Annotated in this window: 9 protein-coding genes; 5 read left to right on the forward strand and 4 right to left on the reverse strand. The window is 66.0% G+C overall.

Annotation, left to right across the window (positions count from 1 at the left end; all coding sequences use genetic code 11):
• Positions 1-202: 202 nt before the first annotated feature.
• On the forward strand, positions 203-1879 hold the full coding sequence (locus HNO88_RS21035; protein WP_184250601.1) for an ATP-binding protein: 1677 nt from the start codon (positions 203-205) through the stop codon (positions 1877-1879).
• On the opposite strand, the gene HNO88_RS21040 is transcribed toward HNO88_RS21035, so the two are convergent.
• The 3 genes from HNO88_RS21040 to HNO88_RS21050 form a co-directional block, all read right to left on the reverse strand.
• Positions 1876-3348, reverse strand: coding sequence for an MATE family efflux transporter (locus tag HNO88_RS21040; protein WP_184250604.1), 1473 nt, complete (start codon positions 3346-3348; stop codon positions 1876-1878). The two genes, HNO88_RS21035 and HNO88_RS21040, sit on opposite strands and share 4 nt — an antisense overlap.
• Complete coding sequence (locus tag HNO88_RS21045; protein WP_184250607.1) at positions 3345-4076, reverse strand: 7-carboxy-7-deazaguanine synthase QueE; 732 nt, start codon at positions 4074-4076, stop codon at positions 3345-3347. Before HNO88_RS21045 ends, HNO88_RS21040 begins: the two co-directional genes overlap by 4 nt.
• A 200-nt stretch (positions 4077-4276) precedes the next feature.
• Entirely contained in the window at positions 4277-7219 is a 2943-nt protein-coding gene (locus HNO88_RS21050) for a valine--tRNA ligase (protein ID WP_184250610.1), read from the reverse strand.
• Positions 7220-7528: 309 nt separating this feature from the next.
• Here HNO88_RS21050 and HNO88_RS21055 point away from each other — a divergent pair, with 309 nt between their 5' ends.
• From HNO88_RS21055 to HNO88_RS21070, 4 genes are read left to right on the forward strand one after another with little or no spacing between them, the layout of a single operon-like run.
• A complete protein-coding gene (locus HNO88_RS21055) occupies positions 7529-8644 on the forward strand; it encodes an ABC transporter permease (protein ID WP_184250613.1) in 1116 nt (371 codons plus the stop codon).
• On the forward strand, positions 8641-9582 hold the full coding sequence (locus HNO88_RS21060) for an ABC transporter ATP-binding protein (protein ID WP_184250616.1): 942 nt from the start codon (positions 8641-8643) through the stop codon (positions 9580-9582). Before HNO88_RS21055 ends, HNO88_RS21060 begins: the two co-directional genes overlap by 4 nt.
• Positions 9583-9592: 10 nt before the next feature.
• A complete protein-coding gene (locus HNO88_RS21065; protein ID WP_184250619.1) occupies positions 9593-10531 on the forward strand; it encodes an MlaD family protein in 939 nt (312 codons plus the stop codon).
• A 44-nt stretch (positions 10532-10575) separates the two neighbouring features.
• Positions 10576-11184, forward strand: a complete 609-nt coding sequence (locus HNO88_RS21070) for an ABC-type transport auxiliary lipoprotein family protein (protein ID WP_184250622.1) — start codon at positions 10576-10578, stop codon at positions 11182-11184.
• Between the two features lie 131 nt (positions 11185-11315).
• Here the strand turns inward: HNO88_RS21070 and HNO88_RS21075 are convergent, their stop codons facing one another.
• Positions 11316-11600 (reverse strand): DUF6157 family protein, encoded by a 285-nt coding sequence (locus HNO88_RS21075; protein ID WP_184250625.1) that lies wholly within the window; start codon positions 11598-11600, stop codon positions 11316-11318.
• Positions 11601-11750: the final 150 nt, after the last annotated feature.

Here is an 11750-nt window from a genome sequence, read left to right on the forward strand (position 1 = left end):
CACCCGCTACGACAAGCGAGATGATAACTTCCTCGCGTCAGTCCAACTTGCATCCATACGGATTTGGCTGCGACATAATGAGTCGGTGGCCTAGGGTGGCAAGGGTGCGGTCGTTCCGCGACGGCTTAGGGCGTTTTTAACCCTGCCGCCTTAGTGGCTGAAGCGGATAGGTTTTGCCGTCGCCAAGGACATAGCCACGCACATGCCAGACTTCGGGAACGCGCGTCCGGCCCACATCGCCGACATCTCGGACCGCAGATCCGCACTTGCCGCCGGCAACGCCTCTGACCCGATCGGCATGGTGATCGAGATCGCCGGATCGGGCTCGCGCATCGTCCTGGACGTGCCGCGCCTGTCCGAATGCGCACGCGATGCCGATCAGACGCTGGCGCTGTCCGGCCAGGTCGGCTGCCAGGTCAAGATCAAGGCCGGGGACACCTGGCTGCTCGCCAGCGTGCGCAGTCAGAAGCAGGATCCCGGTTCGGCCGACGCGATCGTTGCGCAGATCGACTTCCTGGGCGAGGGCGATGTGGATGCGGCAACCGGCGCCATCGTCGCCTTCCATCGCGGGGTCACCGTCTACCCGATCCCCGGCTCGCTGGTCTATCCGGTCACGACCGAGGACTTGCGCCAGGTCTATGCCAGCACCGGCCGGGCCGCGATCGAAGTGGGCAGCGTCTACCCCAGCCGCGACATTCGCGCCGGCGTCTATGTCGATGCGCTGCTGGGCAAGCACTTCGCGCTGCTCGGCTCGACCGGCACCGGCAAGTCGACCACCGCCGCGCTGATCCTGCACCGCATCTGCGAGGCGGCGCCCGAGGGGCACATCGTCATGATCGATCCCCATGGCGAGTACGGCGCTGCGTTTCGCGACAACGGCGTCATCCTGGACGTCAGCAACCTGCAGATGCCGTACTGGCTGATGAACTTCGAGGAGCACTGCGAGGTGTTCCTGACCGCGCGCGGGCACGAGCGGCTGGAAGATGCCGAGATCCTCGCCAAGTGCCTGCTCGATGCCCGGCAGCGCAACCGCCTGGCGCAGGAGCTGGGCCGCATCACCGTCGATGCGCCGATACCCTACCTGCTCTCCGACCTCAGCAACATCCTCAACAACGAGATGGGCAAGCTCGACAAGGGCCGGACGACCGCCGGCTACATGCGGATCAAGAACAAGATCGACGAGATCAAGGCCGATCCGCGCTATCAGTTCATGTTCGCCGGCATGCTGGTGGGCGACGTCATGGCCGAGTTCATCGGCCAGCTGTTCCGGCTGCCCTCGAATGGTCGGCCGATCTCGATCATCGACGTTTCCGGCGTGCCGTCCGAGATTACCGCCACCGTCGTCGCCGTGCTCAGCCGCCTGGTATTCGACTTCGCGGTGTGGGCGCGCGAGGAGCGCACACAGCCGATCCTGCTCGTGTGCGAAGAGGCGCATCGCTACGTGCCCAGCGAGCGCAATGCCGATGGCTCGTCGGTCGGTCGCATCCTGTCGCGCATTGCCAAGGAGGGGCGCAAGTACGGCGTCTCGCTCGGGCTGATCACGCAGCGGCCGTCCGACCTCGCCGAGGGCGTGCTCTCGCAGTGCGGCACCATCGTCGCCATGCGGCTCAACAACGAGCGCGACCAGGCGTTCGTCCGCGCAGCGATGCCCGAGGGCGCGCGCGGGTTCCTCGATGCGATCCCCGCCTTGCGCAACCGCGAGTGCATCATCTGCGGCGAGGGCGTCTCCATCCCCATCCGCGTCGCCTTCGACGAGCTGGAGGAAAGCAGGCGGCCCGCGTCCGGCGACCCTTCGTTCAGCGAGCTGTGGCGCCAGAGCGGCGGCGAGCAGCAGATGATCCTGCGCACCGTCCAGCGCTGGCGCGCAGGCGGACGCTAGGCCGCCGGTGCGCCGGCCTTGGGCGGGATGACCTGCGTTTTGCGCCACCGGCCCATGGTATAATAGGCGAGGGTCAATCCCGCCGCCACCACCGAGCCCGCGGGATAAGCCCACCACACCGCCTCGCCGCCGATGTGCGGGTAGGCGATGTAGTAGAAGCCCAGGCGCGCCGGGTAGAGCGCCACGAACATGATCACCATCGGCATGATCACCGCGCCATAGGCCCGCATCGTGCCCGACAGGATCATCGTCACGCACATGATCACGAACGATCCGGTGCAGACGAGCTGGATGTGCTGGGCGATCGGCATGGCCGGGCTCTCGCTTCCCAGGAACAGCGCCAGCAGCGGACGGTCGGCCAGCACGATCAGCGCGGCGAGCACGACCGACATCGCCAACGTCGCCAGCAGCCCCACGCGGGTGACGTCTCCGACGCGCTTGTGGTTGCCCGCGCCCAGGGACTGGGCGACCATCGCGCTCACCGCAGAGCTGACCGCGAAGGCCGGCATCTGCAGGTAGTTCCACAGCTGCAGCGAAGCGCCGTAGGCGGCGGACGCGTTCAGCCCCTCGCGGTTGACGAGGCCGACCATCACCAGCCCGGCCGATGACACCAGCACCATCTGCGCCCCCATCGGGATGCCCTTGGCGACGATGTATCGCAGCGCCTCGCCCTGCGGGATCAGGTAGCGCAGCTCGGGGCCACGCAGACGCAGCGGCAAGTCCTGCCCGTAGATGCGCCAGAGCTGGTAGCCGAGCCCGGCGATGTTGGCGAAGGCAGTCGCGGCGGCCGAACCGGCGATGCCCAGCGTCGGCAGCGGGCCGGGTCCGATGATCAGCAGCGGATTGAGCACCACGTCGACCGCGGCGGTCAGGATCATGGCGTAGAGCGGCGTCTTGGAGTCGCCCGCACCGCGCATGCCCATCGACACCATCATCGACACGACGCCGAAGGGGATGGTGATGAACACCACCTGCAGGTAGGCGAGCGCCAGTTCCGCGCTGGCTTCGGGGGTGCCGAGAGCCGTCAGGATGTCGCGGGTAAAGACCCAGCCCAGGACGCCGGTCAGCGCTCCGAGCAGGATGCAGAAGCCGATCCCGGTGCCGAAGTTGCGCCGCGCCGCCTCGATGTCGCGCGCGCCGAAGAACTGGCCGACGCGCACGGTGGTGGCGGTGCCGAAGCCGATCACCAGCGCGATCAGCAGGAACATGATGATGTTGGCATTGGCCGTCGCCGCGAGGGCGCTCTCTCCCAGCAGCCGCCCGACCCAGATCGCGTTGATCGAGCCGTTCAGCGTCTGCAGGATCGAGCTGATCAGCATCGGCACCGAGAACGTGAGCAGCGTGCCCAGGATCGGGCCTTGCGTCAGGTCGCCCTTCATCGTGCCACCCCGGCGCGGAGGAGGCGTCTGCGGGGTGGGCTGCGTTTCGGGCGCGTTCTCGCCGATCGGGATGGGGCTCGCCTCGTTCATGTGCCCCTCGTGTCCCCATAGAGGTGGATGTGCAAGCGATCGGTGAATCGCAGTCCGTGCCGTAGACAAATATCGCCGAGCCAGCGGTTGCGGGCGTGCAGTTCGGCCGGGCTGCGGCCTTCGGCCATCAGGAACAGGCGGTCGCCGGGAATGGCATAGGTCTGCTGCAGCGCGAGCACTTCGGAAACGTCGCTCTCGCCTGCGACGACGAACTTGAAGAAGGCGCGCGGATCTGCGGCCCAGGCGGCAAGGCGTTCGGGGATGAGGGCAAGATCGGCCGGATTGCCGCTGTGCGACAGCTTGGGACTGACGTTGTACTGGTGCACCTGATGGTCGAGCGCCGGGTGGGGGGCGACGGTGCCGTTCGTCTCGATCTCGACATGCATGCCCGGGAGCAGCGCCACCAACCGCGCAAGGGCCGCACCCTGCAGGAGAGGTTCGCCCCCCGTGATCACCAGCCGGTCGGGTGACAGCGCCCGGATCCGGGTGGCGACCTCATTCTCGCTGAGCGTGAGCTGATTGGCATGGCGATCGAAGGCGAGAGCATCCTTGTGCGGGCGGTTGTCGCCCTCGAAGCGCCAGGTGTAAGCGGTATCGCACCAGTGGCACGCGAGATTGCAGCGCGACAGGCGCACGAAAGTGCTCGGCCGGCCGAGCGAGGCGCCTTCGCCCTGGAGCGAGGCGAAGATCTCGGGCTCGCCGGGGGAAGTGGTGGCAAGGGTCAGCACTGCTGGGGCGGCAGATGCCAGATCGCAGGCGAGGTGGACAGCGGTTTGTAGCAGAGTCCCCTCCCCGGCGGGGAGGGGATGGGGGAGCGTCGCCGCAGGCGGCGCGTCCACGCTGGCGTGCGCAGACCCCCATCCAACCTGCGCTAGCACCTTGCAGGTGCAAGCTGCGGTATCCTTCCCCCGAGCCGGGGGAAGGGTCTTCAGCCCAGCCTTGCCAATGCCGCTTGCAGCCGCTCGGCCTCGGCGGCGTGGGCGGCATGGTCGGCCTTGGCCTTCTCGACCGCCTCAGGCTTGGCCTTCTCCACGAAAGCGGGGTTATCCAGGCGCTTGCCGATCGAATCTCGCTCCTTGACCGAAGTGGCGAGCGCCTTTTCCAGCCGCGCCTTCTCGGACGCGATGTCGATCACGCCTTCAAGCGGGATCGTGTAAGTGACGCCATCCACGATGACTTGAATGGCGCCGCGCTGGGCAACCAGACGCGCCTCGTAATTGTCGGTAGACGTAGCGCCATCATGTATCGTCACTTCTATGGGCTGGAGCGGCCGAGCCTCCGAGACACGCGCCAATCGTTCCAAAGATGCTAGATTTCTCGAAATGCGGCCAGGGAGCTGGAGCGGCTCTTCGGTCGGCACCATCAATGGTAACTTAGCAGACGGCGGTACGTTCAACTCCGTTCGTGCTCCCCGGATGCCGGATATGAGCGCAATGAGCCACTCGACCTCGGCCTTGGCCTGCGAGTCGACTTGCGCGGCAGGCTCGGGCCATTGGGCGACGATTAGCTCGTAGGGACGCTCACCCATCTTCGACCACAGTTCCTCGGTGACGAAGGGCATGAACGGGTGGAGCATGACCAGGATCTGGTCGAGCACCCAGCCGGCGACGGCCTTGGTCTCCTCGTCGAACTGGCCCTTGATCAGTTCGATGTACCAGTCGCAAAACTGGCTCCAGGCGAATTGATAGATCGTGTTGGCCGCCGCATCGAAGCGCAAGTCGGCCATTGCCTTGTCGAGCGCGGCGACGGTCTCGATCACTTCGCTGATGATCCAGCGGTTGACCGCGGAAGTCGCCACCGGCGCCGCCACTGACTGGCTCGCGCCGATGCCGTTCGACTGGCAGAAACGCGCGGCGTTCCACAGCTTGGTGGCGAAGTTGCGGTAGCCCTCGACCCGCTTCTCATCCATCTTCACGTCGCGGCCCTGGCTCTCCATGGCCGCCATGAAGAAGCGCAGCGCGTCGGCGCCGTACTGGTCGATGAGGCCGAGCGGGTCGACGACGTTGCCTTTGGACTTGGACATCTTCTGGCCATCGGCGGCGCGCACCAGGCCGTGCAGGTAGAGCCGCTTCCACGGCACTTCCTTCATGAAGTGAAGGCCTTGCATCGCCATCCTCGCATCCCAAAAGAAGAGGATGTCGAAGCCGGAGATCAGCAGGTCATTGGGGTAGTGACGCGAAAGCAGCGTCTCCCTCTCCCCTTCAGGGGAGAGGGTCGGGGCGAGGGGGAGTGCGGGCGCGTCGCTCTGTAACGCGTTCCCCTCTCCCAACCCTCTCCCCTGACGGGGAGAGGGCTTTTCCTCGTCCGGCCAGCCAAGCGTCGCGAACGGCCAGAGCGCGCTAGAGAACCAGGTGTCGAGCACGTCCTCGTCACGGAAGATGTAGATCGTGCTTTCATCTGCACTTAGGTAATCTTCCGATGTAGTCGGGTGGTCGAGCAGTTCGATCTTGTATTCATCACCATAGAAATGCCTAGCTGCAGCCTCGGCAGCGGCCTCGGTTTCGGCAACGAAAATTTCCCGACCCTCGCGAGATTTTGGACTCACGATCAGACTGCCATCCAGGAGCTTTTTCGGCCCAAACCAAGCCGGAATCCGATGCCCCCACCAAAGCTGGCGGCTCACGCACCAAGGCTGAATATTCTCCATCCAGTTGAAGAACGTCTTTTCCCAGGTCTTGGGCACGATTTCGATTGCACCGGAGCGCACCGCTTCCATCGGCGCTTTCGCCAAAGTCTCGGCATCGACGTACCACTGATCGGTCAGCCAAGGCTCTATCACCACGCCGCCGCGATCGCCGTAGGGCGTCTGGATCACGCGGTCCTCGATCTTTTCGAGCAGGCCGTCCTCGTCCAACAGCTCGACCACGCGCTTGCGGGCCTCGAACCGGTCAGTGCCGATCAGCTGGGCCGGGATCAGCCCGTCCGCTGTCTGGCAGACATGCGCCTCGGCATCGAGCATGTTGAGCATGTCGCCGGCCTTGATCCCGGCGCGCTTGCCGACCTCGAAGTCGTTGAAGTCATGCCCCGGCGTAATCTTTACCGCGCCCGAGCCGAGCTCGGGATCGGCATGCTCGTCGGCGACGATCGGGATCTCGCGCCCGGTGATCGGCAGGATCACCGTCGCCCCGCGCGCCAACAGCGGCTTGTAGCGCTCGTCCGACGGGTTCACCGCGACCAGCATGTCTGCCAGCATCGTCTCGGGCCGGGTGGTGGCGACCGAGATGTGGCCTGAGCCGTCGGACAGCGGATACTTGAAATGCCAGAACTTGCCGTCGATCTCGCGCGTCTCGACCTCCAGGTCCGAGATCGCGGTCTTGAGGCGCGGGTCCCAGTTCACCAGCCGCTTGTCGCGGTAGATCAGCCCCTGCTTGTGCAGGTCGACGAACACCTTCACCACGGCCTTGGTGAAGTGCGGGTCCATGGTGAACTGCTCGCGGGACCAGTCCATCGAGCAGCCCAGCCGCCTCAGCTGGCGGGTGATGGTGCCGCCGCTCTCGGCCTTCCACTCCCAGACCTTCTCGACGAAGCCCTCGCGCGTGTAGTTGGTGCGCTTGTCCTGCTTCGCCTCCATCTGCCGCTCGACCACCATCTGCGTGGCGATGCCGGCATGGTCCGTGCCGACCACCCACAGCGCATCCTTGCCGCGCAGCCGCTCGTAGCGGATCACCACGTCCTGCAGCGTGTTGTCCAGCGCGTGGCCGATGTGCAGCGAGCCGGTGACGTTGGGCGGCGGGTTGACGATGGTGAACGGCGTCGCGTCCGGCCGCTCGGGCCGGAACAGGCCGGTGTCCTCCCAATGCCGGTACCACTTGGCCTCGATCGTGGCGGGATCGAAGGTCTTGTCGAGCATATTGGCGCTGTCGTCGGTCATGGCGCGGCGCTTTGCCATCCCGAGCATGCGGGGGCAAGGATAGAGGGTTCACGCGGAAGGCGCGGAGAAGAATGGAAAGGGATGGACACGCGCCGAGGCGCAAAGGCGCAGAGAGGATCGTGCCGGCCGCCAGGCCGCGCATCCTCCCGTCGCTGCGGCACACGTGACTTCAGACCCGAAGGCGGCTTTGCCGTGGGCTCAGCATCTTCGCGCCTCTGCGCCTCCGCGTGAAATCCTCCTTCAGCACCCACTCACCGCTCCGGGGGAACTACTTGCCGCGCCAGCCATTTTCCCCCATTACGAGCGAGCATGCGGGATTGGGCTGACTTCAACCTTGCCGAGACGCAAGAAGGCGGCGTTTCCACTCTGGCGCTGACAGGGGCGCTGCGCGTTCATTCGCTCGGCAATCTCGATACCAAGCTCGATGGCGTGTCGCCCGGCTTCCAGCGCATCGACATGTCCGCCGTGACTGACATCGACACGACCGGCGCCTGGCTGGTCAGCCGCTTCGCGCGCAAGCACGATGCGCAGATCGTGGGTGAGAGCGAGCAGGCGCGGCGCCTGTTCGCAGCGATCGGCAACCTCGACGAGAGCGAGCCGGTGGTCGAGCAGCGCCGCGGCCTGGTGACCCGTACCCTGGACGAAGTCGGCGACGTGATCGTCAACTGGGGGCATGGGGTGGTCCGCGTCCTGGCGTTCCTCGGCGCGCTGATCGTCGCCTCGGGCAAGGTGATCCGCCACCCCTCGCGCCTGCGCGGGACGGCGATGATCCACCACATGCAGTACGTGGGCGTGAACTCGCTGTGGATCATCGGTCTGATGAGCTTCCTGATCGGCATCGTCATCGCCCAGCAGGGCGCGGTGCAGCTGCAGCAGTTCGGCGCGGAGATCTACACGATCAACCTGACGGGGCGCCTCTCGATGCGCGAGCTGGGCATCCTGATGACCTCGATCATGGTCGCGGGCCGTTCCGGCTCGGCGTTCGCGGCGCAGATCGGCACCATGAAGCTGACCGAGGAAGTCGACGCCATGCGCACGATCGGCGTCTCGCCGATGGAGGCGCTGGTGATCCCGCGCGTCTTCGCCTCGATCCTGATGATGCCGCTGCTGGGCTTCTATTCGGCGGTGGTGGCGATCATCGGCGGCGCCTTTATCTCGAACTTCGCGCTCGACATTCCGTTCTTCACCTTCCTCCAGCGCACGCAGGAGGTGGTGCCGATCACCGATGTTTGGATCGGCCTGATCAAGGCGCCGGTCTTCGCGCTGATCGTCGCGCTCGCGGGTTGCTACCAGGGCATGCAAGTGGAAGCGAACGCTGAGGAAGTCGGCCTGCGCACCACCCAGGCAGTGGTCACCGCGATCTTCACCGTGATGGTGCTCGACGCCTTCTTCGCCGTATTCTTCACCGAGATCGGGTGGAAATGAGCGACCTGCACGCACCCGAAGCACCGGCCACGCACGACGGCCATGATCCGGACTTTCCGATCGTGGTCAGGGGCCTGCGCAACGCGTTCGGCGAGCACGTGATCCACGAGGACCTGTCGCTCGAAGTCCGCAGTGGCGAGATCCTGGGCGTGGTCGGTGGCTCTGGCACCGGCAAGTCGGTGCTGATGCGCTCTGTCATCGGCCTGCAGCAGCCCGCTGCCGGTGAGATCCACGTGCTCGGCCGCGACATGATGCACGAGGAAACGGCCGAGGACGAGATCGACATCCGCTCGCGCTGGGGCGTGCTGTTCCAGGGCGGGGCGCTGTTCTCGACCCTGACCGTGGGCGAGAACGTCGAAGTGCCGCTCAAGCAGTTCTACCCGGACATGAGCGACTCGCTGCGCCAGGAAATCGCGCGCTTCAAGGTGCGCCTCTCGGGCCTTCCCGAGGAGGCCGCGCTCAAGTATCCAAGTGAGCTTTCGGGCGGCATGAGGAAGCGCGCCGGCCTTGCGCGGGCGCTGGCGCTGGACCCCGAACTGCTGTTCCTCGACGAGCCGACGGCAGGCCTCGACCCGATCGGCGCGGCCGCGTTCGACCAGCTCACCCGCGAGTTGAAGGAAACGCTGGGGCTGACGGTCTTCCTGATCACCCACGATCTCGACACGCTCTATGCCATCTGCGACCGGGTCGCGGTGCTGGCGGACAAGACCGTGATCGCGGTCGGTACGATCCCCGAACTGCTCGCGCTCGATCACCCGTGGATCCAGGAATATTTCAACGGTCCTCGCGGCCGTGCGGCGCAGGCCAGCGAAGAGCGGCAGCAGCCTCGGCGCGAGCCGCTCGCGCAGACCGCCGCCAGGGGCCTCGACGCGACCGACGCGCGCATCAAGAATACCGGCCCTCAAGGCACGGACATCCGGCAATCCGGGGGAGCATAAGGCAAAGGCGATGGAAACACGTTCGAACCACGTCTGGGTCGGTGCCGTCACGCTGGTGCTGCTGGCGCTGCTGGCTGCCTTCGTGATCTGGATCGCCCGGCTGAACCAGGGCGCGCAGAACGAATACGACATCTTCTTCAAGCAGTCGGTCGATGGCTTGGCGAAGGGTTCCGAAGTCGCTTACGCCGGCGTGCCGGTCGGGCAGATCAGCCAGATCGAGCTATGGCCGCAGGACCCCAGCTTCATCCGCGTGCGCATCCGCGTGGACGAGAAGGTGCCGATCACCGTCGGCACCAGCGCGACGATCCAGGGCAGCTTCACGGGCGTGTCCGACATCCAGCTGGAAGGCGCGGTCAAGGGCGCGCCGCCGATCGTGGAGCCGGGGCCAGAGGGCGTGCCGGTCATCCCGACCAAGCGGGGTGGCCTGGGCGAGATCCTCTCCAACGCACCGCTGCTGCTGGAGCGGTTGGCGACGCTGACCGAGAACCTCAACCTGCTGCTCAACGAGGATAACCGCAAGTCGCTCTCCGGCATTCTGGAGAACACCAACAAGATGACGCGCGATATCTCGTCCGCCACGCCCGAGTTTCGCGGCGCGATGGTCGAGCTGCAGAAGTCGCTCGCACAGGCAAGGCTGACGCTCCAGTCGTTCCAGAACGTGGCCGACAAGGCCGACGACGTGCTGGGCAACGAAGGCAACTCGCTTGCGGTGCAGCTGCGCCAGACGTTGGGTTCGGCACAGGCGGCGATGGAACAGCTCAACAAGACGCTCGACACGGCGCAGCCAGCGCTGCGCCAGGTCTCGACCTCGACGATCCCGTCGGCCGAGGCGGCGATCCGCGACTTGCGCGCCACCACCCGCGCGCTGCGCAACGTGACCGAGAAGATCGACGAGCAGGGCGCTGGGTCTTTGCTCAAGGGCCAGAGAGTGCCGGAGTACAAGCCATGAGGCTGCCCCACGACGAAATGGCAACGAGTAAGGAGGGACGCCGCATGTCCGCACATCGTCCGTTCCGCAAAGCCGCCGCAGTGACGGCAGCCCTGAGTGCCAGCCTGCTGCTGTCCGGCTGCCTCGGGCTGGGCGGCAAGGCACCCAAGCAACTCCTCAGCCTGACGCCGACGGTCAGCGCGCAAGTCGGCCCGGTGACCAGCGGTTCGACCACGGATGCGATCGTGCTGATGGATCCGGAGGCGGAGCGCAGCCTGGAGATGCTGCGCGTGCCGGTGCGGGTGAACGCCTCGACGATCGCCTACTTGCAGGACATCGCCTGGGTCGAGAAGCCGTCGCGCCAGTTCCGGGGGCTGCTGGCCGAGACGTTGCGCGCCAAGACCAGCCGGCTCGTCGTCGAGGATGGCGACTTCGACGTCGTGGGCCGCACGATGGTGACCGGGCGCCTGCTGGCGATGGGCTACGATGCGCCAACGCAATCCGTGGTCGTGCGGATCGAGCTGCAGCGCCAGGAGAAGGCAGGCGCGATCACCTCGCGGCGGTTCGAGGCCGTGGTGCCCGGGATCCAAGCGAAGGCCGAGCCGGTGGCCGCGGCGCTGGGCGAGGCGGCGAACACCGTGGCGGGGCAAGTGGCCGACTGGGTGCTGAGCTAGAGCAGCTCCTGCCGGCTCGGTCGTCCCGCTCATACGACAGCCTCGGCCAGCCATCCTAAACGATCGATCGGAGTGCCAAAGCTTCGGACCGTCCCTGGCGCCTCCTGTTCACGCCAGCTGCCGGCCCGCGCCTAAGCCGCACTCTTGTGGTACCTTAGCGCAAGAAGCCGGTACTTCGGACTTTCGACCGCCACCGCGGCGACGCGGCCCTGCGCGTCATGGTGCAGTCCCCAGCCGTGGGTCTTGACGAGGGGCGAGGCCCGCAAGCACGCACGCGGCTTGCTCGCGAACGTGGCAAGCAGATGCGAAGCGAGGTCCGCCGACTGGTCCAACCTGGCGCAATGCACCTGGAACGACAGCTCGTCGCTGGTCAGCGCATACGGTGCTGGCAGCAACCACGCGAGCTGCATCGCCACGAATGTCCGGAGAGATGGCGATAACGGTGTCGTGGCAGTTCGTGCTCGTCCAGGCCGCTAGAGCAGTTTGAGGTTGCACGGATTCACGAGTTCTGATTCGAGGATGCTGATTGAGCATCGAGGCTGTGATGACGGCACCATTGTCCCAGG

The sequence above is a fragment of the Novosphingobium chloroacetimidivorans genome, from assembly GCF_014204535.1.
In the GTDB taxonomy this organism is placed as follows: Bacteria; Pseudomonadota; Alphaproteobacteria; order Sphingomonadales; family Sphingomonadaceae; genus Novosphingobium; species Novosphingobium chloroacetimidivorans.